This is a genomic window from Xanthomonas sp. LF02-5 (genome assembly GCF_034105325.1).
GTDB classification, from domain to species: Bacteria; Pseudomonadota; Gammaproteobacteria; order Xanthomonadales; family Xanthomonadaceae; genus Xanthomonas_A; species Xanthomonas_A sontii.
The window spans coordinates 36,686-60,628 of sequence record NZ_JAXGGF010000011.1 but is presented as its reverse complement, the minus strand read 5'-3'; the positions used below and the strand labels follow the sequence as shown (position 1 = coordinate 60,628).

Sequence of the window (23,943 nt, the reverse complement as noted above, 5' to 3'; positions counted from 1 at the left end):
GGCAGGCGTGTAGAATGCGCGGCTCCCAAGCGGGAATAGCTCAGTTGGTAGAGCGCAACCTTGCCAAGGTTGAGGTCGCGAGTTCGAGTCTCGTTTCCCGCTCCAAATAGCGTCACTTGCTTTCTACGATGCAAGTGAACCACCGAAAAAAGGAGCCCAGGCTCCTTTTTTCGTTTTCGCGATCTGCGGACTCGACAGCGACGCTGCCCGAATCAGCGCCGATCCGCCAATCCGCCGCGCAGCGAACCTCTTACTTCAGCGGATTCTCTGGCTCCCTGCCCCGCAGTGCCTTGTCCTGCCGGCAGGTCTTCAAGGGCTGGGCCGTCGCCGACTCGATCGCGGTCACCTCGCGGGTGTCGTCACGCGCATGCACCTTCAGGCAGGCGCAGCCGTAGCCGGCGCTGCCCGTCCCGGTCCCCACCCAGCGCGCCTGGGAGAACGTCGGCCATGTGCCCTCGGCCTGGTGCCCGCCCTGCTGGCCAACCGTCCACTCGCCGTCCTTGTCCACGAGCGTGGCGTTGCCTGGCGAGGGATTGTCGAACCAGCCGCAACGCGTGACGGCACCGGCAGGCGGCGTGGCATCGGCGACAGCGCACAGGCCGGTCATGGCAACCAGGGCCGCACCGAACACGCTGGCGAAACGCAAAACAGATCGCGATGGATGCATGACATCAGGATCGAGGGACGAGACCGGCATCATCGCAAATCGGCGTCCGCCGGCGCTGCCGGGAGGCCCTGCAGGCGGCAAGGCGCAGCGCCGATGCCGTCTCTCCTGTTCGATGCGATGCCGCCGCGCGATCGCAGCGCCGTCGTGTGTCCGTTCTACGACCTGTCCTGGTTCGATACCGTCGGCCGCCAGCGGTTCGCGCAGTACAACCGGCGCTTCTGGGCAGCGGCGCCGTAGCGGCGACGCAGCGTCGCCGGCGCCTGGCGCACCGCGGTCGCGGTAGGGAAAACCGCAGCTTGCTCGTCTATCTACCGCAACGTCGCCCTGCGGGAGACGCTGCCGCGCGCTGCTGCCGGGTCCCGCACCGTCTTTCCAGAGCATCCGCTGCATGCAGACCCTGATCCAACGCGGCATGGCCGCCCTTCGCCAGAACGACGTCGACGGCCTGTACAGACTTTGGTCCGGCACGACCGTGCTCAACCATCTGCAGGAGGCCGACCTCGATGTGCTGATGCAGCGCTGCGACGCCCGGATCCAGGCCGCGCCGGGCGACCCGGCGCCATGGCGGCTGAAGTGCCTGATCTACCTCGACCGCAGCGCGCACTTCACCAGCGACCGCCGGCAGGCGCTGCGCACCGTCGCCGAGTGGGCCGGACGCGCGATCGGCCTGGCCCCGCACGACGCCGAGGCGCACCGCCTGCTCGGCAGCGCGCACTACTGGCTGGACGAACCCGCATCGGCGATCAGCGCCTACCGCAACGCCCACGCGCTGCAGCCGCAGGTGGACCTGCAGGTCCGCCTGTTCGAGATGGAATCGCTGCCTGCCGGGCAGTCGCCGCAGCTGCTGCAGCTGGACTTCCGCGACGGCAACGCCTGCCACTACTACAGCGCCGGCGTCTCCATCGGCAAATGGAAACACGCCGGGATGGAGCCGGCCGATGCCGGCTACGTCGACGCGGTGCAGTTCGCCCTCTACGAGCACGGCACCACGCTGTTCCGGCAAGCCCTGGAACTGGGCGAGGCCGCCACCTGCAATACCGACACCCATACCTTCGCGATGTGCTGCAACAACCTCGGCCTGCTGTACCTGGACCGGGGCCTGTACGCGCAGGCGCAGGCCATCCTCGAAGAAGGGCTGCGCCACAGCCAGTTCCAGTTCCTGTACCAGAACCTGCGCGAGGCCTATCGCCAGCAGGGCATGCGCGCCGAGGCCGCGGATCTGGCGCTGACCCTGATGATGGACTACGAACTGGACACGCCGCTGTTCCTGGATTGCGCGCAGGCGGCATGCAGCCATCTCAACCGCGTCGGCCGCCATGCCGACGTGCTGGAAATCGCCGACGCGGCGCAGGAAGAGTTCGAGGCACTGCCCGACCAGGCCCAGGCCGATCCGGAACTGCTGCGGATGTATGCGCTGGTGCAGGCGCACCACCGTCTCACCGCGACGCGTGCCCTGGGCCGGCTGCAGCCGGAGCATGTGGATACCGCCCTGTCGCAGGCGGCAGCGGAGGCGAATCCGCACGACCTGGACACGCTGTTCGTGCACGCCAGCGCACTCGGCGAGGCGCGCGACTACCCGGCCGCGGTCGATGCCTACGCCTCTCTGATCGCCGAGGCCACGCAGCAGCAGGACCTGCAGGCGCTCAAGCGCGCGCGGCACGGACGCGGCTACCTGCTGCTGTACTATCTGCCCGACGCCAAGGCCGCACTGCAGGACTTCCTCGCCGTGCAGCGCGACGGCACGGACGACTTCTACACGCACTACTACCAGGCCAACTGCCATTACGTGCTCAAGGACTACCGCAGCGCATTGCCGGCCTGCGACGCGGCACGCGCCCTGCTCGACCACGAGGGTGTGCAGGCGGACCCCGGCTCGGCGGCGCAGCTGTACATGATGGAAGCCAATTGCCACATGAACCTCGGTGCCTATCCCGCGTCGGTCGCCGCCTTCGAGCGCTCGCTGGCGCTGCACGAGCGTGCGGACGTGCGCGAGAGCTACGAGCTGGCCCGGCAACTGGCCGCCAAGCCGAAGAAGCGGCTGTTTGGGCTGTTCTCGTGATCGCCAGCGCATGAGCCACGCTTCGCACACTGCTCGCGCGAAGGTGCAGTGGCAACACTGCGGCCGCGTGTGGCCGCGCGTGTCCTGACCCGGCCGTCGTGTCGCTGCGCTGCGCGCTGCTCGGGCTGAGTCTGCTGCTTGGTGGCTGTGTGGCGTCGGCACCGGCGCCGCTGGAACACCAGGTCTACGTCTGGCAGCGGCAATGGAGTGGCGCGCACGCGGTGGCGCTGGCGCAGACCCGGGCGGACTTCTCGACGTTGCGCGTACTCGCGCTGCAAGCGCATCCGCGCGCCGGCTGGGGCCGCGCCGCGGTGGATCTGCGGCAGCTCGCCGCCGATGGCCGCCCGGTGATCGCGGTGGTGCGGCTGGACGGGCAACTGCCGCAACTGGACGCGACGCGCATCGACGCCGAGGTGCTGCAGGTGGTGCGCACTTGGCGCACCGCCGGCGTGGCGCTGCGCGGCGTGGAGATCGACCACGACTGCGCCACCGCGCGCCTGCCCGCCTATGCCGCCCTGCTGCGGCAACTGCGCGGCGCGCTGCCGGCCGACCTGGCGCTGAGCATCACCGCCCTGCCCGCCTGGTTGGACAGCCCCGCGCTGACGTCGCTACTGCGCACGGTCGACAGCTCGGTGCTGCAGGTGCATGCGGTGAACGCACCGACGACCGGCCTGTTCGATCCGGTGCAGGCGCGACGCTGGGCCGATCGTTACGCCCAGCGCAGCGCCACGCCGTTCTGGCTGGCCTTGCCGGCCTACGGCGTGGCCCTGGTCGACGGCACCGACGCCGACACTGCACCGCTGATCGAAAGCGAGGTGCCGCTGGCGGCGAGCGGCGCACGCCACGAACTGCGCGTGTCGCCGCAGCAGCTCGCCGCCTTCGTCGATGCGCTGCGCGCCCGTCGCCCGCCGCACCTGGCCGGCATCGTCTGGTTCCGCCTGCCGCTGCCGGGCGACCGCCGCGCCTGGCCGCTGGCGACGCTGCAGGCGGTGGTGCACGGACGTCCGCTGCAGGCGGCCGTGCAGGTGCAGGCCAGCGGCACCGGCCCGGTCTACGACCTGACGCTCGCGAACGATGGCACGACCGCCGCCACGCCGCCGCAGCGCGTGGTTCTGCGCGGCAGCGCCTGCGAAGCCGGCGACGCACTCGGCGACTACCGGCTGCAATGGCCGGCACCGTCGCCCCGCTTCGAACGCACTCGCGCATCCCAACCCCTGGCCGCCGGAGAACGCCGTGCGCTCGGCTGGGTCCGCTGCCGCCGCCTGCACACAGGTGCCATCGATGTCCTGCCGTGATCCCCGACCCGCGGCCACGCCTGCCGCCGCGCTGATGCTGCTCCTGCTGCCGCTGGGCGGCGCCCGCGCCTGCGGCCCGGAGTTCCCGTACCGCCTGCTCGACGATCGTGCCGGCGCGCTCGCGCAATTGCCCGAAGGCAGCTTCGCTCGCGAAGTGCAGCGCCTGGGCGCACCGATCGCCGGCCTCGGCCGCGCCGGCACCGCGACCCTGCCGCGCTACTGGGACGCCAGCGCGCAGTTCCCGCAGCAGCGCGACGACGTCGAACGCAGGCAAGTGGGCACCGCGCGGTTCGCCCGGATCGAACAACTGCGCGCGCTGGACGATGCGCAGCAGGCCGAACGCGACGGCGCCGACCTGCCACCGGAACTGCGCCTGTACACCGCCGGCGCGGTGGCGTTCGCGCAGGGGCATTACCCACAGGCAGCGGACTACTTTCGCCAGGTGCTGGCCCTGCCCGAGGCACAGCGCCGGGCGCGCAGCACGTGGGCCGCCTATTCGCTGGGACGCAGCCTGGCGCTGGCCGCCGACGGCGCGCTGGCCGGCGATGCCGTGGCGCAGCGGCAGGCGTACCGGCAGCAGGCGCGGCAGGCCTTCCAGCAGACCCGCGCGTTGCGCCTGGCCGGATTCGACGATCCGCTGGAGCTGGGCATCGCCAGCCTCGGCGAGGAGGCGCGTCTGCTGCTCGCCGGCGGCGACTGGAACGGCGCGATCGGCCTGTACGCGGTGCAGGCGGCACAGGGCTCGGACACTGGCCTGAGTTCGCTCAAGCAGGTGGCCGCCGATCTCGCCCGCCGCAGCGATGCCGAACTGGCGCCGCTGCTGCGACAGCAGGCGGTGCGGCGGCTGTTGATCGCCCGGCTGCTCAGCGACAGCCACGCCTTCGATGCCGACTCCGGCAGCGTGCTGACCTCGACGCGCTTCCTGAGCCTGTTGCAGGACGCCGCGGGCGATCCGATGGAAGACGCCGACCGCCTGGCCGCGCTGGCCTATCGCCAGGGCGATTACCCCGGCACCGCGCGCCTGCTCGCGCATGCCGGCGACAGCGGCCTGGCGTGGTGGCTGCGCGCCAAGATGGCACTGCGCGACGGCGACGCCGCGCGTGCCGCACAGGCCTACGCGCAGGCATCCCGGCGCTTTCCGCCGAACGAGGACTGGGGCACGCGCCGCAATGGCGACTGGAGCAACGAGACGCTCAAACCGCAGTGCCGCATCGAGGGCGAAGCGGCGATCCTGGCACTGCAACGCGGCAGCTACGTGGAGGCGTTCGCACAGCTGTACCGCAGCGGCGACCCCTACTGGGAAGACGCCGCCGCGGTCGCCGAGCGCGTCCTCACCGTGCCGGAACTGCAGGACTACGTGGATCGCCACGTTCCCGCCACGCCGCCGTCCACCGCGAACGCGGCGCCGGCGTATTGGGAACGGACGCCGGCCCTGAAACTGCGCGAACTGCTGGCACGCCGGCTGATGCGCGACGGCCGTTACGACGCGGCGCTGCCCTACTTCGCCCAGCCCGAATTGCGCGAGGCGGCGCGCCGCTATCGGGATGCGCGGCAGCAAGGCGCATCGGCCTGGACCGGCATCGGCCGCGCCGAGGGCAATTACCGGGCCGCCCTGATCGCGCGCCGCCAGGGCATGGAACTGCTGGGCTACGAACTGGGGCCGGACAACCGGGTCTACGCAGGCAACTATGCCGAAGCCACGGCGCATGCGCAGCTGCGCCCCGGCGGCCTGATCGCCGCCGCCGAAGCGCAGCGCTGGAACGCCACCGCCGCGCAGCCTTACCACCGCTACCACTACCGCTGGATCGCCGCCGCCCTGGCCGATCGCGCCGCCGACGACCTGCCCGCACGCAGCCAGGCCTACGCCGCCGTGCTGTGCCAGGCGACCGACTGGCTGATCACCCTCGACCCCGCACAGGCCCGTCGGTCCTACCAGCGCTATGTCGCGCACGGCGCGCTCAATCCGGTGCCCGGCAAGGCCTATGTGTTCGGCGTGGGCGCCTGCGAGACGCCGGATTTCGAGGGCGCGCGGCGGCGCCTGTGGATCGAGCGCAGCCAGGCCGTACGCCAGTTCGTGCACAGGCAACGGCTCGCCCTGGGCGCGGCCGGCCTGGCGCTGCTGGCCGCGGCAGCCTGGCTGGTGCGCCGGCGCATGCAGCGCAAGGCACGGACAGTCGCAGCGCAAATGCCGCAGGACTGAGCCCGCGGCGCGGGTCGGCCGCGATCCGCGCACGAGCGCATTGCTTGCCACCACCGGCGAAACCGTCAGGCCTGCACTGCGCCGCTCCGACCAATCCCCAATCCCGACTCCCCAACCCCGAAGGTAGGGATCGCCGCCCCCGCTCGTCTCTTCAACAGGACTTTCCTGTTTACCGCTGGAATCGCGTCGATGCACGCGGCGCCGGCCGCTCTGTCGTCCTGGACGACCGTTCTCCCGATGCAGCACCACACCACGCGCGACAAGAACGTCACCGCTCGCGGCATGCGCCGCGTGGCGTTCACGTGCCTGCGTCAGTCCCGCAGACACGCGGCCTGGAGACTGCGCTCAGTTCCAGCAGTAACAAGCCAGGCAGGCGATCGTCAGCGCAACCAGGCCGCACAGGCGCACGCTGCGGCGGCGGCTCAGCAGCGCGTGCACGCCCTGCAACAGCACCAGCACCGCCAGCACGCACAGGCCGACCAGCCGCCCGTTGCCGCTGTCCTGGAAATTGGCGGAGGACAACTGCGGATCGGCACCGTCTACCCATGCGTACGGGCGACCGGACACGGCGTACAGCAGCAGCATGCCCAACGCATAACCGCTCCAGGACAGCAACTGCGCGGCGATCGCCACGGCCTTGCGCGCAGCTGCCATCGCGCGGCCTCACTCGCACACGAACAAGGTGCCGGCGGCCGGATCGGCGCTGCCCGGACGCAGCGGCTTCGCTTCGCACCGCGCGACGTCGCCGACACGCCGCGAGACCTGCACCCTGCCGTCAGGCCCGTATCCACACACCAGATAGAGGCCATGCGGATCGGGCGCATCGAAGCGCCAGGCCGACACGCCTGCATCGCCGGGGCGGCGCGCGTCCTCGTTGCTCGGCACCAGTGCAGCCATCTCGCGCGGCGGCCCGGAATAGACGCCGCTGGAGAACAGCCGCAGCGGCGGCGCGGCGGCGAGATCGACGCGGGCACCGACCGGCACGTCGGGGCTCTGCAACTGTGCCTCGGCAATGCGCAGGCGCCCGGGGCACTGCAGCGTCTCCCTGGCCGCGGCGGGCGCAGCGGACACGGCGATGAGCAGCGGCAGCGCGCAGCGCGCCGTGGCGGACATTCCCTTCGACACCATCACACGCTCCCTGTCGGCTGCAGGATCGAGACCGGCAAAGACCTCGGCCTTCGCCTCGCACGCCCGGCGGCACAGCCAACCACTGCTGCAGGCCACATCGCCAGGCCGCGCATACGGTGCCTCCGACATCGCCAAAGGTCAACGCGACGACACGACGCGCAGCGGGCGTCATCGCGTGCGTTGGCGCCATTCCCTGCATTCCCCCGCCCCATCCATCCGCAGAAGAGAACCCGATGCAAAGCACGACCCACGACTACAGCCGGTACAGCCCGAGATGGCAGTTCCGCTTCAACTTCTACGACACCCACGGCGAACCCAAGTCGGCGACCTTCAAGGAAGCGATGAAAGCGCTGCCATTCAAGGAGAAGCTGCGTCTCAACGCTGCGACGCCCACGACGACTGCTACTACGGCGAGCAGCGACGCGTCATGGCCACGGCCACATATCGCTGGTGAGGCGGCGTGTGCGCGATGGCGAGAGGCGTCATCGCGCACACGCTTCGCGCAGGTCGTTCCCCACGCCATCGCGCAATGACGGCATATTCTCCGCGATTGCGGAAAGGTGCACGCACTGCACAACGCAAAAGGGCCGCAGAAAGCGGCCCTTTTGCATTACATCGAAATGGAGGCCTGGGTCGGAATTGAACCGGCGTACGCGGATTTGCAGTCCGCTGCATAACCACTCTGCCACCAGGCCGGTGGACTGACGTCTCGCCGCAACGCCTGTGGCGTCCGACAAAAACAAAGCCCCGCTGCCGGGGCCCTTGCGGCAGGAACCGGACGATGCCTTGCGGCTCTCGTCCAACGCATTGATTCAAAAGATGTTTTTGAATCATCCCGGCGCACAACGGACTGCATTGTGTACCAAGCTCCCCGGCTTGGCAACCCTGGGTTGCGCGCGCGCAGACGTTGCCGGGATCCGAATGCGCGCCTCGCGTGTGCAGATGGCGCCGCGTCGCGACTGGAATGCCGACCACAGCGCCACGCCAGCGGCGGTAGACAAGCGCCGCATCGCGCGGATCCGCGCACGATGGGCATGCTGCCGCGCTCTAGCATGGCGCCACACCCACACGAGACATCGCCATGAACCGATGGACACGCTGGAGCGGGACTGCGCTGTGCCTGGCCGCGAGCGCCACCGCCGCCGCGCAGACCTGCGCACTGCAGACGCAGACGGTGGACCTGCCGTTGGCCTCCAGGGCCACGCCCAAGTTCGCCTACCAGGTGCGGGTGCAACTGGGTAGCGATGCCGACGGCCGCAGCAAGGGCAGCCAGGTGCTGGAGGTGGATACCGGCTCCACCGGCGTGGTAGTGCCGCTGAGCGACGCGTTGCGCAGCGCCTGGGACGCGTCCAGCACGCCGGGTCACATCTTCTACTCGAGCGACAGCAAGTATCACCCCGGCAAGTACGTGGACGTGCCGATGCAACTCGGTGTCTCGCCCGACGGCAAACGCGCCGCCGCGCGGGTGGACCGCATCACCGTGCTGGCCGCGCAGTGCACCTGCGATGTCGCCAGCGTGGCCCAACAACCCAAGCCGCTGACACAGGTGCCCGCCACCTGCGCCGGTTACGACGGCAGCCCTGCGCTGAGCAGCAGCACGCAGGTGCTGCGCAACTGCAGCACCATCTCGCCGACCTTCGGCATGATGGGCGTGGGCTACGACCGCGGCGTCGATGCCGCGCGCAATCCGTTCCTCAACCTGGCGCAGATGCGCGCGCAGCGCATGAGCCCCGGCTACATCGTCAGTGCCAAGGGCATCACCCTGGGCGTCAGCCAGGCGGCGCTGAAGGGATTCGCACTGGTACCGCTGCAGCGCGGCGCCGCCACCGCCAATGCGCCGGGCGACTGGCAGGCGCCCAGTGCCTGCACCAACTTTCCCGGCAGCGGCAGCGACTACCGCGTCTGCGGCAAGTTGCTGCCCGATACCGGCGTGTCCTACATGATGCTCAACCCGGTGGTGCCGCCGGCCACGCCCGCGAGCCTGCAACAGACCGTGGAGATGTCAGGCCATCCGACGCGCGTGGTGCCGGATGCCACCCAACTGCGGCTCGACGTCGTCGACGCGAAGGGGCAATCGGTGTTCGGTTACAACTTTGCGGTCGGCGACGGCAAGGCGGCGACCCCGGACAGCGTGCAGTGGCGCGGGCCGCTGAAGACGCCGCCGGCCCACATCAACAGCGGCCGCCATTTGCTTGCCGCCGGCGACTACGCCTACGACGCGGCCTGCGGGCATGCCGGCTTCCGTGCGGCCATTCCAGGGCCCTGAAGCGGCACAAGAGCGCAGGGGCGCATCTATCGCGTCACGGTCGTGTCTGTATGACGCGCTCGCCGCTGGCGCGCGCCGCGGGCAGCGCACGGCGGCGAGTACATGCCGATGCAGCGCCCGCAGCATCCTCAACGCGGCCACGGTGCCTGCGTGTTGATCCAGCCGGGATTGCGCATGGCGAACGGCGCGTCCTTGTTCAACGCGGAGCAGCCGACAACCTGCATGCGCACCGCACCCCAAGGCGGGCGTGGCAGGCCAAGGCAGCGAGCTGGATCGCTTCCGGCAACAGCGGGTGGCACGGCCATCCGGCAACGCGATGCGATGGCCAACTGACGCATGCAGTTCGCCATCGCGTTGCTGGCGACCGCATGAAGCGAAACGGCCCTGCGCGACGGCTCGACGCGCATGCAGGCATCTGCCAGTGCAGCGCATCCGCCCAAAACGAAAACAGGACCCGAAGGTCCTGTTTTCATGATCTGGAGCGGGAAACGAGACTCGAACTCGCGACCTCAACCTTGGCAAGGTTGCGCTCTACCAACTGAGCTATTCCCGCTTGAGGCCGCGAATTCTACCGGGACCACGCAGCCTGTCAACCGTTGCCTTCGATTTTTTTCGCGTTCTTTTCCGCCACCGCCGCGCGCTCGTCGTCGCGCAGGCTCGGCCAGGCCGCATGCAGGTACTGGATACCCGACAACAGGGTCAGGATCGCGGCGATCGCCAGGGTCCAGTCGCCGACGTGGAAGACGAACAGGCCCATCCACACGCTCTCCGGCGGCGAGCCGTCGGGCATCACCGAGTACAGCAGGCACAGCAGCGCCACCATCTGCGCGGTGGTCTTGATCTTGCCGATCATCGCCACCCGCACCTTGGCGCGCTGGCCGATCTCGGCCATCCATTCGCGCAGCGCCGACACCGCGATCTCGCGGCCGACGATCACCGCCGCCCAGAACGCCATCCACGGCGTCGGATGGCCCTGCACGATCAGGAACAGCGCCACCGCCACCATCAGCTTGTCGGCCACCGGATCCAGGAACGCACCGAACGCGGAGTACTGGTGGTAGCGCCGCGCCACCCAGCCGTCCAGCCAGTCGGTGAACGCGGCCAGGCCGAAGATCGCCGCCGAGGCGAAGTTGGTCCAGGTGTACGGCAGATAGAACACCAGCACCAGCACGGGGATCATCACGATCCGCAGCAGCGTGAGCCAGGTGGGGATGGTCAACTTCATTGCGCTGCTCTACTCGCCTGCCGGATCGGGCACCGGCAGTCCGTGCAGGTTAGCGTAGATTCGTGCGGCCAGTGCGTCATTGATGCCTTCCACCCGCGCGATCTCGGCCTCGCCGGCGGCCTTGAGCCCGGCCAGCCCGCCGAAATGCTTGAGCAGGCTGGCGCGGCGGCGCGGGCCGATGCCGGGGATATCCTCCAGCTTGCTGGTCATGCGCGCCTTCTGGCGGCGCCCGCGGTGGCCGGTGATGGCGAAGCGGTGCGCCTCGTCGCGCACCTGCTGGATGAACTGCAGCGCCGGCGACGCGGCACCCGGGCGCAGTTCGCGCCCGTCCGGCATCACCAGGGTCTCGTGGCCGGCGCGGCGCTCGGCGCCCTTGGCCACGCCGATCAACAACACCCCGTCCACGCCCAGGTCGGCCAGCGCACCGGTGGCCTGCGCCAGCTGTCCGGCGCCGCCGTCGATCAGCAACACGTCCGGCAGCACCGCATCGCCCTTGCCCTCGCCTTCGGCGGCGCGGCGGAAGCGGCGCTCGATCGCCTGGCGCATCGCCGCGTAGTCGTCGCCCGGCTCGATGCCGCTGATGTTGTAGCGCCGGTACTGGCTGCGCACCGGGCCGCTGGCGTCGAACACCACGCACGAGGCCACCGTGGCCTCGCCCATGGTGTGGCTGATGTCGAAGCACTCCACCCGCTTGACCGGCTCGGCCAGGCCGAGCATCTCGCGCAGCGCCTCGCTGCGCGCGTGCTGGGCGTTGCGGCTGGTCAGTTCGGTGACCAGGGTGGCCTGGGCGTTGCGGCTGGCCAGCTCCAGGTAGCCGGCGCGCTCGCCGCGCACGTTCCACTTCAGTTGCACCTTGCGTTCGGCGGCCGAACTCAGCGCCGCCTCGATCAGCTCGGCGTCGGGAATCTCGCGGTCCAGCAGCACCTCGCGCGGCGGCGCGTGCTCGACGTAGTACTGCGACACGAACGCACCCAGCACCTCGGCGGCACTGTCCTCGCCGTTGGTCTTGGGGAAGAACGCGCGGGTGCCGAGATTGCGCCCGTCGCGGAACGCCAGCAGCAGCACGCAGGCGTTGGCGCCCTGGGTGGCGCAGGCCAGCACGTCGAGGTCGGCGGCGCGGCCGTCCACGTATTGCCGGCTCTGCATGCTGCGCAGCGAGCCCAGCAGATCGCGCAGGCGCGCGGCGCGTTCGAACTCCAGACGTTCGCTGGCGGCCTGCATCGCCTGCACCAATTCCTCACCGAGCTGATCGCTGCGCCCTTCCAGGAACAGCGTGGAGCGGCGCACCGCCTCGGCGTACTCGTCGGCCGCCACCAACGCCACGCATGGCGCGCTGCAACGGCCGATCTGGTACTGCAGGCACGGCCGCGAACGATTGCGGAACACGCTGTCCTCGCAGCTGCGCAGCTTGAACAGCTTATGCATCAGGTTCAGCGTCTCGCGCACCGCGGTGACGCCGGGATACGGCCCGAAATAGCGCCCGGGCACCGCGCGCGGGCCACGGTGCAGGGTGATCCGCGGCCACTCCTCGCGGGTCAGCAGCACGTAGGGATAGCTCTTGTCGTCGCGCAGCGACACGTTGTAGCGCGGCGACAGCGACTTGATCAGCTGGTTTTCCAGCAGCAGCGCCTCGCCCTCGCTGCGGGTGACGGTGACGTCCATGCGCGCCACCTGCGCCAGCATGGCCATGGTCCGCGCGTTCTTCGGCGAGCCGCTGAAGTAGCTGGACACGCGCTTGCGCAGCGCGCCGGCCTTGCCGACGTAGAGCAAGGTGTCGTCGGCGGCGTACATGCGGTAGACGCCGGGCGCGGTACTGAGGTTGGCGGCAAAGGCCTTGCCGTCGAACGCGGGCAATGCGGGGGTACTCATTCGCCGATCGCGAGGTCGCGCAGTTCGCCGCTGGCGATGTCGTAGCGCAGCACCGCATGCGCATCGGTCTCGGCGATCCACACCGTGCCGGCGCTGACCGCCAACCCGCCCGGGCCATGCAGGCGCCGCGGCAAGGCCGCGGTGGACAGTTCGCCGCCGCCCAGACGCAGGCTGCGCAGACTGCCGTTGCCGCTGTCGGCGATCCACAGCAGCGGCGCGTCCGGGCTCAGCGCGATCGCCTGCGGGAACTGCAGGCGGGCACGGCTGCGCGGCCCGTCCTCGTTGCCGAAATCCCACGGCCCCTGGCCGCCGAGCAGGGTCTGCACCAGGTCGCCGCGCAACTGCATCGAGCGCACCGCCGAGCCCAGCGCATCGCACACGTACAGCACCTGCTGCACCGCGGCCAGGCTGCACGGCTGCGCGAACGCGGCCAGGTGGCCGCTGCCGTCGCGCAGCTCCAGCGCGCCTGCACCGGCGCGCCAGCGCAGGCTGCGGCTGCCCAGGTCGTAGCTCCAGATGCGGTTGTCGCCGGCCATCGCCAGGTGCACCTGGTTGTCGGCGATCACCACGTCCTGCGGATGGTTCAGCGGCGCCAGCAGCGGTTGCTCGACCGGGCCTTCGACCGGCTCGCCGGCGCGACCGTTGCCGCACAGCGTGTCGACCTGGCCGGTGAGCAGGTTGATCCGGCGCAGCGCATGGTTGCCGGTATCGGCCACGTACAGCACGCCGCGCTCCAGCGCCAGCCCGCGCGGGCGGTGGAACGCCGCCTCGCCGATCGCGCCGTCGATGAAGTCCGCGGTGCCGATGCCGAACTGGCGCAGCACGCGGCCGCTGGTGCTGCATTCGAGGATGCGGTGATGGCCGCTGTCGGCGACGTACAGGCGATCCTCGGCCACCGCCAGGCCGGTCGGGAAGCGCAGCGGCAGGCGCGGCTCCGGCTGGGTCTCGCGCGCGTCGCGCAGGTCCTCGTCCAGCGGCAGCGGCTGCCCGGCGCAGAGCGCGTGCAGCGCCTTGTCCAGTTCCGCGCCGCCGATTCCGACCAGGCGCTCGCGCTCCACGCCGCCGGCGTCGATCAGCACCAGGGTCGGCCAGGCCTGGACGCCGAAGCGCTGCCAGGCGGCCCAATCGGCATCGAGCAGGACCGGCGCGGACACGCCCTGGCTGCGCAGCAGCTTCAGCGCCCGCTGCGGCTCGCGCTCGCTGTCGAAGCGCGGCACTTGCACCACGATCACCTGCAGGCGTCCGGGATTGCGCGCCTGCCACTGGCCGAGTTCGGCCAGACGCTGCGCGCACCACACCGAGGCGGCATTGACGAAGGCCAGCACCAGCGCCCGCCCCTGCAGATCTCGCAGGCGGATCGGCTCGGCGTTGAGCCAGGCGCCGGACGCGGGGAGTTCCAGGGCGGCGATGGAATTCATCGGCCGATTATGCCGGAGCCGAGGTCGACGGACAGTCGCGCCACGCTGCCGGCGGCGGCTTCGTCTACCAGTTGCCAGACCTGCTCGAACTGGGCGCTGCCGCCGGTGTACGGATCCGGGATCTCGCGATGGCCGTGCACCCCGGCCCACGGCAGCCACAGCGCCACGCGCTCGTGCGCCGCCGCCGGGGCGCGCTGGCGCACGTCGCGCAGGTTGGCCGCGTCGGCGCACAGGATCCAGTCGAACTCGGCAAAGTCGCGGTCGCGCAGTTGCCGGGCGCGCAGGCCGGCGATGTCCACGTCATGGGCGGCGGCGCAGGCGACCGCGCGCCGGTCCGGCGGCTCGCCGCGATGCCAGTCGCCGGTGCCGGCCGAGTCGACCTCCACCACACTCGCCAGCGGCGAGCGCTGCAGGTGGTGGCGCAGCGCGCCCTCGGCCATCGGCGAACGGCAGATGTTGCCCAGGCACACCAGCAGCAGCTTCATGCCTGCCCCTGCAGGTAGGCCTCGGCGCGCGCCAGATCCTCGGGCGTGTCCACGCCCGGCGGGAACGGCGCCGGCGACAACGCCACCGCGATGCGGAACCCGGCTTCCAGCACCCGCAACTGCTCCAGCGACTCGATCCGCTCCAGCGTGCCCGGCGGCATCGCCGCGAACCGGCGCAGGAAGCCGGCGCGATAGGCGTAGATGCCGATATGCCGCAGCCACGGGCCGGGCAGCGGCAACTGCGTCTGCGAGGCGGCGAAGGCGTCGCGGTGCCAGGGGATCGGTGCGCGGCTGAAGTACAGCGCATCGCCGGCGGCGCTGCGCACCAGTTTGACCACGTTGGGATCGAACAGGTGCTCGGCCGCGTCCACCGGCGTGCCCAGGGTCGCCATCTCGGCGCCGCTGTCGGCCAGGGTCCGGGCCACCGCGACGATGCCGGCCACCGGCGCGAACGGCTCGTCGCCCTGCAGATTGACCACCAGGGTCGCATCGTCCCAACCGGCGATGTCGGCGCACTCAGCCAGGCGGTCGGTGCCGGAGGCGTGGTCGGCAGAGGTATTGGCCACATGCACGCCGTCCAGGTCGGCCACGGCGGCGGCGATGCGGGCATCGTCGGCGGCCACCCACACCTGGGTGGCACCGGCGGCGAGGGCACGCTGCGCCACGTGGCGGACCAGCGGCTCGCCGCCGAGCGCACGCAAGGGCTTGCCCGGCAGCCGCGAGGCGGCGTAGCGGGCCGGGATGGCGACGACGAACGGCGGCACGGCGGCGCTCATGCGCGGGTGGCGCCGGCAGCGGCGCGCGTGCGCCGGGGATATCGCGAGAAGACCGTCATCGAAAGCTCTCCGCATGGTTGGCCGAAACGGCCTGGTGGACGCCGGGCAGCGGCCCGGTGGCCGCCGCACGCCGCAACGGCACTGAGGGTCATTGTATCGACCACGCCGGGATCGCCGGTGTGCAGGTGGTGGCGCCGGCCAGCGACCGCACGCGCGCCTTGCCCAGCGGCGCGGAAAGCGTCGGCTCGCTGCGGCTTGCGCTCACGTCGCGCGCGCGGCACGCGCGCCGTATTGGCGCCCATCTGTGGCGAGGAAGCGCGAGGAGGTGGTTCGCCCCTCCCCCCGTAGCGATGACACGGCGTCGTGCGCGCAGCACCAGTGCCCTGGGGGCTGAAGATGGCGGACGCACCGCTGGGGCCGCAGCTTGGATGCGACCAATGGCCAGGCTACGCCACGCGCGCCGATGGCGCTCCTGCAGGCCAACCGCGGCGCGGCATACTCGGGAATTGGTGACCCGCCTAGTCGCCGGTCCCGCCCGCGCGGCCGCGCAGCTTGTCCAGCCGATCCAGCAGGCCGATCCAGAACGCCGCCGGCAGCTCGGCGACCAGCGGCACGCTGAAGCACCAGTCGTTGACGAAGGCGGCGCACTTGACCGCGTCCTTCTCGGTCATCAGCACCGGCAGTTCGCTGCCGAAGGCCAGGTCCGCGGCGCGGTACTGGTGGTGGTCGGGAAAGGCATGCGGGACCACGCCGATGCCCTGCGCGCGCAGCATGTCGAAGAAGCGCTGCGGATGGGCGATGCCGGCCACGGCATGCACGCGCTGGCCGGCGAAACTGCGCAGCGGCCGCGCACGGCCGCCGCGCAGCGGTTGCGCGCTGTCGATGCGCAAGCGCATCGCCCATTCGCCGAAGCCGGCTTCGAGCGCACCGCTGTCGCTGGCCTGGCCCAGATTGATGACCCGGAAATCGCATTCGTTGCCGCGCGCCACCGGCTCGCGCAGCGGCCCGGCCGGCAGCAGGCGGCCGTTGCCGTAGCGGCGCTGGCCGTCCACCACCTCGATCTCGATGTCGCGCTGCAGCCGGTAATGCTGCAGGCCGTCGTCGCAGACCACGATGTCGCAGCCGGCCTGCAGCAGCGCGCGCGCCGCGGCCACGCGGTCGCGGTCCACCCGCACCGGCACGCCGGTCTTGCGCGCGATCAGCACCGGCTCGTCGCCGCCCTGCTCGGCCGAGGTGCCCGGCTCGATCCAGCGCGGCTCCTGCGGCTGGCTGCGGCCGTAACCGCGGCTGGCCACGCCCGGGCTCCAGCCGGCGTCGCGCAGGCGCTGCACCAGGGCGATGGTCAACGGCGTCTTGCCGGTGCCGCCGGCGGTGAGGTTGCCGACCACCACCACCGGCGCGGCGATGCTGTGGCGCTTGCGCCAGCCGCGCCGGTACAGCGCGCGGCGCAACGCGATCGCCGCCGCGTACAGCGGGGTCAGCACGCGCGCGTGCAGCGGCGGCGAACCCGTGCCGTACCAATAGGCGGGGGTGTGCGGCCCGCGCTCGCTCATCCGAACTGCCTTTCGCGGAACTGCATGCTGTGCAGGTGCGCATACACCCCGCCCAGCGCCAGCAGCTCGCGGTGGGTGCCGCGCTCGACGATGCGGCCGTGGTCCATCACCAGCACCTGGTCGGCGTGTTCGATGGTCGACAGGCGGTGGGCGATGACCAGCGTGGTGCGGTCGGGCATCAGCCGGTGCAAGGCGTCCTGCACCAGCCGCTCGGATTCGTTGTCCAGCGCGGCGGTGGCTTCGTCGAGGATCAGGATCGGCGCGTCCTTGAGCATGGCGCGGGCGATCGCCAGGCGCTGGCGCTGACCGCCGGACAGGCGTCCGCCCTTGGCCCCGACCTGCGCCTGCACGCCCTCGGGAAGGTGCTCGACGAACTCCATCGCGTTGGCATCGGCGATCGCCTGCTGCAATTGCGCCGGACCGGCCTCGCGCATCTCGCCGTAGGCGACGTTCTCGGCGATGCTGCCGTCGAACAGCATCACCTGCTGGCCGACCAGGGCGATCTGCCGGCGCAGATCCTCCAGGCGGTATTCCTGCAGCGGATGGCCGTCGAGCAGGATCTGCCCGGACTGCGGGTCGTAGAAGCGCGGGATCAGCTTGACCAGGCTCGACTTGCCGCTGCCGGAGCGGCCGACGATGGCGGTGACGGTGCCGGGCTCGGCGACGAAGCTGACCTCGGCCAGCGCCGGCCGCGCCTGCCCCGGATAGGCGGCGGTCACCTCGCGGAACTCGATCCGGCCCTGCGCGCGCTCGATGCGGCGGGTACCGCTGTCCTGTTCCTCCGGCGCATCCAGCACCACGAACAGCCGCTGCGCCGAGGCGACGCCCCGCTGCAGCATGTTCTGCACGTTGGTGAGGTTCTTCAGCGCCGGGATGATCGCCATCATCGCGGTCATCAGCGAGACGAACTCGCCAGCGGTCAGGCGTCCGGCCAGCGCCTCGTGGCCGGCGATCAGCAGCAGCGCGGCCAGGCCGATCGCGCCCAGCAACTGCACCGCGGCCGAGGAGATGCCGCGGGTGGATTCGACCTTCATCGCCAGATGCAGGTTGGTGTCGGCCAGGTGCTGGTAGCGTTCCATCTCGCTGGCGCGCGCGCCGTAGACCTTGACCTCCTGGTTGCCGGACAGGGCCTGCTCGGCGGACTGCATCAGCTCGGCGTTGCTCTCCTGGATGCGATGGCTGACCCGCCGGTAGCGCTTGGCCACGCGGTCCATCACCCAGGCCAGCGGCGGCGCCACCAGCAGGATGGTGACTGTCACGGTCCAGCTGTACCACAGCATCACCGCCAGCGCGCCGACGATCTGCAGGGTCTGCTGCACCATCACCTTCATCGCGTCGACCGCGGCCTGCGCCACCTGCTCGCTGTCCGAACCCAGCCGCACCAGCATCGACGCCACCGGCTCGGCATCGAAGCGGCTGCCCGGCAGGCGCAGGTACTTGTCCAGCACGTTGACCCGGAAATCGCGGGAAATGCTCCGCGCCGCGCGCCCCATCGACATGTCGGTGACGTAGCCGGCGATACCGCGCAGCACGAACAGGCCGACGATCTGCAACGGCAGCCACATCGCCACCTCGCGGTTGCGGGCGATGAAGGTCTCGTCGGTGATCGGCTTCATCAGCGCCAGGAAGCCCGAGCCGGCCAGCGCCTCCAGCAGCGCGCCGACGGCGGCGATCAGCAGCAGACCGCGGTAGCCGCCGGCATAGGACAACAGGCGGCGATAGGTCCGCCAGGGGGAATCCTGGACGGGCACGTCGGTGGGTACATTCACTTGGAGCTTCCGTCCCTGTTGACTTCGGGGGCAGTGGCGATGGCGATGCGGCGGAATCCGAGCTGGCCCAGCGCGTCCTGCGCGGTGACCACCGCCTGGTACGGCGTGCGCGCGTCGGCGCGCAGCAGCACCGGCTGTTCGCGGTCGTCGCCGGCGACCTGGGCGATGCTGCGCTTGACCGACTCCACGTCGGTGCGCAGCACTTCCTGGTCGTTGATGAAGTAATGCCCGTCGGCGTTGATCAGCACGCTCAGCGCGCGCGCCGGCGGCGGCGCGTTGCGGTCGCTGGCGTTGGGCAACTGCAATTGCAGCGTCGAACGCGCATCGAAGGTGGTGGTCACGACGAAGAAGATGATCAGCACCAGGATGACGTCGATCAACGGCACCAGGTCGATGTGCGGCTCGTCCTGGCCACGGTCGTCGCGGATCCGCACCGGCTCAGCCCTTGGCCGACGCGGCGTTCGACGCGGCGCCGCGTGCCGGCGCAACCGCACGGCCATGGCCGTCGAGCGCATCGGTCAGCGCGGTGGCTTCCTGCTCCATCTCGATCACGTAGCCGGCGATGCGGCCCTTGAAATGGCGATGGAAGATCAGCGCCGGCACCGCGATGATCATGCCGGTGGCGGTGCACACCAGCGCCTTGCCGATGCCGCCGGCGAGCTGGTTCACGTCGCCCAGGCCATGGTCGAGGATGCCGAGGAACATCTGGATCATGCCGACCACGGTGCCGAGCAGGCCGAGCAGCGGCCCGGCCGAGGCGATGGTGCCCAACGCGTTCAGGTAACGCTCCATGCGGTGCACGACGTGCCGGCCGGTGTCCTCGATGCGCTCGCGCACGATCTCGCGCGGACGGTTGCGCACGTCCAGGCCGGCCGCGAGCAGCGCGCCCAGCGGCGAATTGCGCCGCAGCGATTCGATATGGGTGGGGTCGAGCTTGCCGCGCGTGGCCCAGTTGCGCACTTCCTGTCCCAGTCCCGGCGGCAACACCTCGCTACGGCGCAGGCTCCAGAACCGCTCCAGGACGATCGCCAGCGCGACCACGCCCAACAGCAGCAATGGCACCATCGGCCAGCCACCGGCCTTGACCAGTTCCCACACGTCGCAACCCTCCGGCACGCTCGGCCGTTCGTTCACTGGCCGATAGGATAGCAGCCGCCCGCGCCCGCTCCGCCGCATCCCACAGCCGCGCCCGCCAGGGCCGCCGCTCACGCAATTGCAGGCCCGTGCGCCCCAGCCACACGCGCAGCGCACCGCCCTGTGGCGTGCCGGCGACCTCGGCGCCGGCCGCCTGCCAGCGCGCCACCACGCCCGGATGCGGATGACCGAAGCGGTTGCCGTAGGCCGCCGACACCAGCACCAAGCGTGCGCCGGTGGCGGCGACGAAGGCCGGCTGCGAGGAATGCGCGCTGCCATGGTGCGGCGCCACCACCACCTCGGCGCGCAGCGCCTGCGGCGCCTCGCGCAGCAGCGTGCGCTCGACCACGTCGCCAATGTCGCCGGCCAGCAGCAACGCGCCATGCGCGGTCTCCACGCGCAGCACGCAACTGGACTCGTTGCGCAAATAGGGAAAGTGCGGCGCCGGATGCAGGAACCGGAACCGCACGCCATCCCATTCCCAGGCATCGCCGGTCACGCAGGGGCGGTCCAGCGGCACCGGCGCGTCGGCCGGGGCCTGGACCAGGCCGATCGGCAGCGCCGCGCGCACCGCGCCCAGGCCGCCGGCGTGGTCGTTGTCGCCATGACTGATCACCGCGCGATCCAGCCGCGCCACGCCGAGCGCATGCAGCGCCGGCACCACCACCCGCTCGCCGGCGTCGTAGCCGTCCTCCACCGCCGGCCCGGTGTCGTACAGCAACTGGTGATGTGCGGTGCGCACCAGCAACGACAGCCCCTGCCCCACGTCGAACATCACCAGATCGACCTCGCCCGGTCGCGGTCGCTCCAGCGGCGGCCACAGCAAGGGCAACCACAGCATCGCCGCCAGCGGTTTGCCCGGCACCGCGCGCGGCAGCAGCAGCCAGAACGCGCCCAGCAGGGCCAGCGGCAGCGCCCAGTCGCGCGCCTCCGGCAACCAGCGCAGGGCGAAGCGGCTCTCGCCCAGGGCGACGAACAACGGCCAGGTCAGGTCGAAGCAGGCCGCGGCCAGGCGCCACAGCCAGGCACCGGCGCCGGCATGCAACGCCTCCAGCGCGGTACCGAGCAAGGCCAGCGGGACCACCACCAGGCTCCACCACGGGATCGCCAGCAGGTTGGCCAGCGGCCCGACCAGGGAGGCCTGCCCGAACAGCATCGTGCTCACCGGCAGCAGGCCGACCGTGGCCACGCCCTGCGCGGTCAGGAAGCTGCGCAGCGTCTCGCGCCAGCCGCGGCCGGCGTCGGGCATGCACCAGGCCAGCCAGGCGACGCCGAGGAAGCTCAGCCAGAAGCCGGCCGAGAGCACTGCCAGCGGGTCGCAGAGCAGCATGGCGATCGCCGCCAGCGCCAATGCGTCGACCACCCGCACCGGCCGCCGCCACAGCCGTGCCGCCACCACCACCGCGATCATCAGCGCGGTGCGCACGGTCGGCAGGGCCATGCCCGACACCAGGGTGTAGCCGCCGGCGCCGAGCAGCGCCAGCGCCGCCGCGGCCTGGCGGCGCGGCCAGTAGCGGCCCAGCTGCGGCCACAGCCGCCACAGGCCGCCGCCGAGCAGTGCGAAGGCGCCGGCGACCAGGCCGACATGGAAGCCGGAAATGGCGATGAGATGGGTCAGGCCGGCGGCACGCAGGATGCGCCAGTCGCGATCGTCCAGGCGCCGCGTGTCGCCCAGCGCCAGTGCCTGCACGTAGCGCGCCGAGGCCTGCGGCACGGCCGCGGCGATGCGTGCGGACATATCCGCACGCCACGCGTCGATGCCCTGCCCCGGCGTCAGTTGCGCTGCCGCATGCGGCGCCACCACGTAGCCGCTGGCGCTGATCCGCTGCGCCAGCGCATAGGCCTCGGCATCGAAGCCGCCCGGATTGCTCAAGCCGCGCGGCGCGCGCAGGCGCACCTGCAACTGCCAACGCGCGCCGGCGCGCAGGACGCTGCGCGGCCCGGCCTGGTGCGTGCCGAAGTCGTCGTACCACGCCAATTGCAGCAGGCGCCCGCGCAACGGCGCCGGCTGCGCCGCGTCGCTGTCCACCCGGAACAGGAAGCGGGTGCGGCGGGTCTCCGCCTGCGGCAGTTCCACCACCTGGCCGCGGACGTCGACCACGCGTTTTTCCCAGTCGGCCGGCAACTGCCGCGCCAGCACCATGCCGGCGATCAGCGCCAGCCAGCCGGCGCCGATCGCGAACGCGCCCAGCCAGCGCCAGCGCGGCGCCGCCACGTACAGCGACGCCCCGGCGAGCAGGATCGCCACGGCCAGCGGCCAGGGCAGCAGGCGCGGCAGCCACAGCGCGGCCAGCACGCCGGCGGCGAGGCTGGCCGCGACCGCAGCGCCGAACGGCGCCGGTGCCGGCCAGCGGGCAGCGCGAGTCGCGACGGGGCCCTGGCACGGCACGGCGTCTGCCGACGGTTGCATGTGCTTGCCCTCCTTGGCATCGATGGATCGGAAGCAGCGAGACGAAGCGGCGCGACGTGCGCATCGCGCGACACCGTCTTTATCGCGATGCCAGCGTCGCATCCCGCCTGGACGCGAGCCATCGGTCCATGCCGCGACACCGCGTCAGAATTCGCCTAACGCGCGAGCGCGCGCCGCGTCACAGTCCCGACGCAGTTCTTCGCAGCTTCATCGCCCCGCGCCTAAGGTGCGATACCCCACGTCGTAAGGAGTTCGCGCATGCGCAAGGGTATCGCATTGATCGTCGGAGTCACTGGCATCTCCGGCTACAACCTCGCCAACGTGCTGGTCGCCGAGGGCTGGACCGTCTATGGGCTGGCACGCCGTCCGATGCCGCAGGAAGGCGTGATTCCGATGGCGGCCGATCTGCTCGACCGCGACGCCACCATCGCGGCGCTGCGCGGGCTGCCGATCACCCACGTGTTCTTCTGCACCTGGACGCGGCGCGACACCGAGAAGGAGAACGTCGCCGCCAACGGCGCGATGTTGCGGCACCTGTGCGAGGGCCTGGACGGCGCGACGCTGCAGCACATGGCGCTGGTCACCGGCACCAAGCATTACCTGGGCTCGTTCGAGCACTACGGCAGCGGCAAGGCGGAGACGCCGTTCCGCGAGAGCGAACCGCGGCAGCCGGGCGAGAATTTCTACTACACGCTGGAAGACCTGCTGTTCGACGCCGCCGCGCGCCATGGCTTCGGCTGGAGCGTGCACCGCTCGCACACCATGATCGGCCAGGCCAACGGCAGCAATGCGATGAACATGGGCGTGACCCTGGCGGTGTACGCGACGCTGTGCAAGCACACCGGGCAGCCCTTCGTGTTCCCCGGTTCGCGCGCGCAGTGGGACAGCCTCACCGACCTCACTGACGCCGGCCTGCTCGGCCGCCAACTGGCCTGGGCCGCGACCAATCCGGCCGCACGCAACCAGGCCTTCAACACGGTCAACGGCGACGTGTTCCGCTGGCGCTGGATGTGGGGCGAGATCGCCGCGTTCTTCGGCCTGGAGCCTGCCCCTTATCCGGAGGCGCCGATGCCGCTGCAGCCGCGCCTGCAGGACACTGCGCCTGCGCTGTGGCGCGAGATCGCCGAGCAGCATGGGCTGGTGCAGGCGGATGTGAACCAACTGGCGTCGTGGTGGCATACCGATGCCGATCTGGGCCGCGAGATCGAGTGCGTCAACGACATGACCAAGAGCCGCGATCTCGGCTTTCTCGGCTACTACGACAGCCGCGCTTCGTTCCTGGAGCTGTTCACGCGGCTGCGCGCGCAGCGGGTGATTCCCTGAGGGACGCGGCTGGGTGAAGAGTCGCCGATGCAATGGGAAAGCGGCAATCCGGAAGGTTGCCGCCTATGGGGCACGCGGTGCGCTCCAGGACGGCCGCCGTGGTAGGGACATACACTGCACTGCCGCGGCGACGTGTTTGCTGGGCATGCTGTACGAAGTTTTTCGGCGCCGACAGCAACCAACGCCGGCGACTTGCCCGGCTTCGTTCGTCGCGGCTGAAGCCGCTTCTACGGCGCGCTTGCGCTAGAAGTGCTTTCGCCTGTCCGAGGATCTCCGGCGTCGGCAAATGCACTGAAGCCACTGCGCCTCGCTGCCTCGTTCGTCGCGCCTGACGTCGCTCCACCGCGCGGCGAAGCGGCGATGTGC

21 protein-coding genes and 3 tRNA genes are annotated in these 23,943 nt (G+C 70.8%); 8 read left to right on the top strand and 16 right to left on the bottom strand.

All coding sequences use genetic code 11. The features are described 5' to 3' along the window. The first annotated feature begins 29 nt into the window (after window positions 1–29). Window positions 30–105: transfer RNA gene (locus tag SLW52_RS20455), tRNA-Gly, on the top strand. A gap of 145 nt (window positions 106–250) precedes the next feature. Here SLW52_RS20455 and SLW52_RS20450 read toward each other — a convergent pair. Beyond that, window positions 251–697: a DUF4087 domain-containing protein gene (locus SLW52_RS20450; RefSeq protein WP_320741147.1), complete on the bottom strand. Its 447-nt coding sequence runs from the start codon at window positions 695–697 to the stop codon at window positions 251–253. A 63-nt stretch (window positions 698–760) separates the two neighbouring features. Between SLW52_RS20450 and SLW52_RS20445 the strand changes: the two genes are divergently transcribed. The 4 genes from SLW52_RS20445 to SLW52_RS20430 all read left to right on the top strand — a co-directional run bounded on the left by SLW52_RS20445 (window position 761) and on the right by SLW52_RS20430 (window position 6,221). Next, window positions 761–904 carry a hypothetical protein gene (locus SLW52_RS20445; protein WP_320741145.1) on the top strand — a complete coding sequence of 48 codons (144 nt, stop codon included), beginning with the start codon at window positions 761–763 and terminating at the stop codon, window positions 902–904. Window positions 905–1,055: 151 nt separating this feature from the next. Beyond that, the gene (locus SLW52_RS20440; protein ID WP_320741143.1) at window positions 1,056–2,726 is read left to right on the top strand and encodes a hypothetical protein; all 1,671 of its coding nucleotides are present in this window, start codon (window positions 1,056–1,058) and stop codon (window positions 2,724–2,726) included. Between the two features lie 98 nt (window positions 2,727–2,824). After that, complete coding sequence (locus SLW52_RS20435; RefSeq protein WP_267093948.1) at window positions 2,825–4,021, top strand: DUF3142 domain-containing protein; 1,197 nt, start codon at window positions 2,825–2,827, stop codon at window positions 4,019–4,021. After that, window positions 4,008–6,221, top strand: coding sequence for a hypothetical protein (locus SLW52_RS20430; RefSeq protein ID WP_320741141.1), 2,214 nt, complete (start codon window positions 4,008–4,010; stop codon window positions 6,219–6,221). The genes SLW52_RS20435 and SLW52_RS20430 overlap by 14 nt, the downstream gene beginning before the upstream one ends. A gap of 345 nt (window positions 6,222–6,566) precedes the next feature. On the opposite strand, the gene SLW52_RS20425 is transcribed toward SLW52_RS20430, so the two are convergent. Further along, window positions 6,567–6,875 (bottom strand): hypothetical protein, encoded by a 309-nt coding sequence (locus tag SLW52_RS20425; protein WP_295973616.1) that lies wholly within the window; start codon window positions 6,873–6,875, stop codon window positions 6,567–6,569. Between the two features lie 9 nt (window positions 6,876–6,884). Continuing rightward, entirely contained in the window at window positions 6,885–7,478 is a 594-nt protein-coding gene (locus tag SLW52_RS20420) for an STY0301 family protein (protein ID WP_295973618.1), read from the bottom strand. A gap of 104 nt (window positions 7,479–7,582) precedes the next feature. Here SLW52_RS20420 and SLW52_RS20415 point away from each other — a divergent pair, with 104 nt between their 5' ends. Further along, a complete protein-coding gene (locus tag SLW52_RS20415; RefSeq protein ID WP_267123685.1) occupies window positions 7,583–7,882 on the top strand; it encodes a hypothetical protein in 300 nt (99 codons plus the stop codon). A gap of 88 nt (window positions 7,883–7,970) precedes the next feature. Here the strand turns inward: SLW52_RS20415 and SLW52_RS20410 are convergent. Beyond that, a tRNA-Cys gene (locus tag SLW52_RS20410) sits at window positions 7,971–8,044 on the bottom strand. 386 nt (window positions 8,045–8,430) lie between these two features. Between SLW52_RS20410 and SLW52_RS20405 the strand changes: the two genes are divergently transcribed. Continuing rightward, window positions 8,431–9,615, top strand: coding sequence for a hypothetical protein (locus SLW52_RS20405; RefSeq protein ID WP_320741136.1), 1,185 nt, complete (start codon window positions 8,431–8,433; stop codon window positions 9,613–9,615). Window positions 9,616–9,743: 128 nt separating this feature from the next. On the opposite strand, the gene SLW52_RS20400 is transcribed toward SLW52_RS20405, so the two are convergent. The 12 genes from SLW52_RS20400 to SLW52_RS20345 form a co-directional block, all read right to left on the bottom strand. Then, a complete protein-coding gene (locus SLW52_RS20400; RefSeq protein ID WP_320741134.1) occupies window positions 9,744–10,022 on the bottom strand; it encodes a hypothetical protein in 279 nt (92 codons plus the stop codon). 70 nt (window positions 10,023–10,092) lie between these two features. Then, a tRNA-Gly gene (locus tag SLW52_RS20395) sits at window positions 10,093–10,168 on the bottom strand. Window positions 10,169–10,204: 36 nt separating this feature from the next. Next, window positions 10,205–10,840 carry a CDP-diacylglycerol--glycerol-3-phosphate 3-phosphatidyltransferase gene (gene pgsA, locus SLW52_RS20390; protein ID WP_010342633.1) on the bottom strand — a complete coding sequence of 212 codons (636 nt, stop codon included), beginning with the start codon at window positions 10,838–10,840 and terminating at the stop codon, window positions 10,205–10,207. 9 nt (window positions 10,841–10,849) lie between these two features. After that, window positions 10,850–12,709 carry an excinuclease ABC subunit UvrC gene (gene uvrC, locus SLW52_RS20385; protein WP_295927981.1) on the bottom strand — a complete coding sequence of 620 codons (1,860 nt, stop codon included), beginning with the start codon at window positions 12,707–12,709 and terminating at the stop codon, window positions 10,850–10,852. Beyond that, entirely contained in the window at window positions 12,706–14,127 is a 1,422-nt protein-coding gene (locus SLW52_RS20380) for a redoxin domain-containing protein (RefSeq protein ID WP_152237407.1), read from the bottom strand. Before SLW52_RS20380 ends, uvrC begins: the two co-directional genes overlap by 4 nt. Continuing rightward, entirely contained in the window at window positions 14,124–14,612 is a 489-nt protein-coding gene (locus SLW52_RS20375) for a low molecular weight protein-tyrosine-phosphatase (RefSeq protein ID WP_017917314.1), read from the bottom strand. The genes SLW52_RS20380 and SLW52_RS20375 overlap by 4 nt, the downstream gene beginning before the upstream one ends. Next, window positions 14,609–15,388 (bottom strand): 3-deoxy-manno-octulosonate cytidylyltransferase, encoded by a 780-nt coding sequence (gene kdsB, locus SLW52_RS20370; RefSeq protein ID WP_267084246.1) that lies wholly within the window; start codon window positions 15,386–15,388, stop codon window positions 14,609–14,611. The genes SLW52_RS20375 and kdsB overlap by 4 nt, the downstream gene beginning before the upstream one ends. 518 nt (window positions 15,389–15,906) lie before the next feature. Further along, entirely contained in the window at window positions 15,907–16,941 is a 1,035-nt protein-coding gene (lpxK, locus tag SLW52_RS20365) for a tetraacyldisaccharide 4'-kinase (protein ID WP_152237410.1), read from the bottom strand. Beyond that, the gene (gene msbA, locus SLW52_RS20360) at window positions 16,938–18,710 is read right to left on the bottom strand and encodes a lipid A export permease/ATP-binding protein MsbA (RefSeq protein WP_320741129.1); all 1,773 of its coding nucleotides are present in this window, start codon (window positions 18,708–18,710) and stop codon (window positions 16,938–16,940) included. The genes lpxK and msbA overlap by 4 nt, the downstream gene beginning before the upstream one ends. Next, window positions 18,707–19,144: a biopolymer transporter ExbD gene (locus SLW52_RS20355; protein ID WP_010342642.1), complete on the bottom strand. Its 438-nt coding sequence runs from the start codon at window positions 19,142–19,144 to the stop codon at window positions 18,707–18,709. Before SLW52_RS20355 ends, msbA begins: the two co-directional genes overlap by 4 nt. A 4-nt stretch (window positions 19,145–19,148) precedes the next feature. Continuing rightward, on the bottom strand, window positions 19,149–19,808 hold the full coding sequence (locus SLW52_RS20350) for a MotA/TolQ/ExbB proton channel family protein (RefSeq protein ID WP_026143405.1): 660 nt from the start codon (window positions 19,806–19,808) through the stop codon (window positions 19,149–19,151). Next, entirely contained in the window at window positions 19,702–22,254 is a 2,553-nt protein-coding gene (locus tag SLW52_RS20345; RefSeq protein WP_320741126.1) for a DNA internalization-related competence protein ComEC/Rec2, read from the bottom strand. The genes SLW52_RS20350 and SLW52_RS20345 overlap by 107 nt, the downstream gene beginning before the upstream one ends. A gap of 258 nt (window positions 22,255–22,512) precedes the next feature. Here SLW52_RS20345 and SLW52_RS20340 point away from each other — a divergent pair, with 258 nt between their 5' ends. Next, complete coding sequence (locus SLW52_RS20340) at window positions 22,513–23,577, top strand: SDR family oxidoreductase (RefSeq protein ID WP_295909406.1); 1,065 nt, start codon at window positions 22,513–22,515, stop codon at window positions 23,575–23,577. Window positions 23,578–23,943: the final 366 nt, after the last annotated feature.

Coding starts and splice junctions, on each gene's coding strand:
- SLW52_RS20340 (WP_295909406.1), top strand. CDS start 22,513: ATGCGCAAGGGTATCGCATTGATCGTCGGAGTCACTGGCATCTCCGGC.
- SLW52_RS20415 (WP_267123685.1), top strand. CDS start 7,583: ATGCAAAGCACGACCCACGACTACAGCCGGTACAGCCCGAGATGGCAG.
- SLW52_RS20345 (WP_320741126.1), bottom strand. CDS start 22,254: ATGCAACCGTCGGCAGACGCCGTGCCGTGCCAGGGCCCCGTCGCGACT.
- uvrC (WP_295927981.1), bottom strand. CDS start 12,709: ATGAGTACCCCCGCATTGCCCGCGTTCGACGGCAAGGCCTTTGCCGCC.
- pgsA (WP_010342633.1), bottom strand. CDS start 10,840: ATGAAGTTGACCATCCCCACCTGGCTCACGCTGCTGCGGATCGTGATG.
- SLW52_RS20420 (WP_295973618.1), bottom strand. CDS start 7,478: ATGTCGGAGGCACCGTATGCGCGGCCTGGCGATGTGGCCTGCAGCAGT.
- SLW52_RS20425 (WP_295973616.1), bottom strand. CDS start 6,875: ATGGCAGCTGCGCGCAAGGCCGTGGCGATCGCCGCGCAGTTGCTGTCC.
- SLW52_RS20445 (WP_320741145.1), top strand. CDS start 761: ATGCCGTCTCTCCTGTTCGATGCGATGCCGCCGCGCGATCGCAGCGCC.
- kdsB (WP_267084246.1), bottom strand. CDS start 15,388: ATGAGCGCCGCCGTGCCGCCGTTCGTCGTCGCCATCCCGGCCCGCTAC.
- SLW52_RS20380 (WP_152237407.1), bottom strand. CDS start 14,127: ATGAATTCCATCGCCGCCCTGGAACTCCCCGCGTCCGGCGCCTGGCTC.
- lpxK (WP_152237410.1), bottom strand. CDS start 16,941: ATGAGCGAGCGCGGGCCGCACACCCCCGCCTATTGGTACGGCACGGGT.
- SLW52_RS20440 (WP_320741143.1), top strand. CDS start 1,056: ATGCAGACCCTGATCCAACGCGGCATGGCCGCCCTTCGCCAGAACGAC.
- SLW52_RS20450 (WP_320741147.1), bottom strand. CDS start 697: ATGCCGGTCTCGTCCCTCGATCCTGATGTCATGCATCCATCGCGATCT.
- SLW52_RS20430 (WP_320741141.1), top strand. CDS start 4,008: ATGTCCTGCCGTGATCCCCGACCCGCGGCCACGCCTGCCGCCGCGCTG.
- SLW52_RS20375 (WP_017917314.1), bottom strand. CDS start 14,612: ATGAAGCTGCTGCTGGTGTGCCTGGGCAACATCTGCCGTTCGCCGATG.
- SLW52_RS20405 (WP_320741136.1), top strand. CDS start 8,431: ATGAACCGATGGACACGCTGGAGCGGGACTGCGCTGTGCCTGGCCGCG.
- SLW52_RS20400 (WP_320741134.1), bottom strand. CDS start 10,022: ATGCGCGTCGAGCCGTCGCGCAGGGCCGTTTCGCTTCATGCGGTCGCC.